At 72.9% G+C, this 229-nt stretch carries 1 pseudogene; it reads right to left on the bottom strand.

Annotated features, from left to right (window positions below):
* Positions 1-229, bottom strand: a pseudogene (locus tag KVT45_RS55935) (acetyl-CoA C-acyltransferase); the annotation flags it as partial.

The following is a 229-nucleotide window of genomic DNA, read 5'->3' as shown; positions in this document are numbered from 1 at the left end:
AAGTTCCCGTTCTTCTGCGCCGCCGCGGCCCGCTGGTGCGACAGGGCGGCGGTCTCGTCCTGCTCGGGGCGCCGGATGCCGTGGCGGGTGTTGTGCTTCTCGGTCGGCTCGCCCATCGGGATGTTCTCCCAGGCGTCGGTCAGACCGTCGCACGCCATCGCGCCGAGCCTCTCGATCGCGCCGTACATGCAGCCCTCGCGGGACTTCGGGGGCTGGGGCGGGGCGGTGG

It is taken from the genome of Streptomyces sp. GbtcB6 (assembly GCF_019091475.1).
GTDB classification, from domain to species: Bacteria; Actinomycetota; Actinomycetes; order Streptomycetales; family Streptomycetaceae; genus Streptomyces; species Streptomyces hyaluromycini.
The sequence above is the reverse complement of the archived record's forward strand: the minus strand, read 5'-3'. Positions and strand labels throughout refer to the sequence as shown.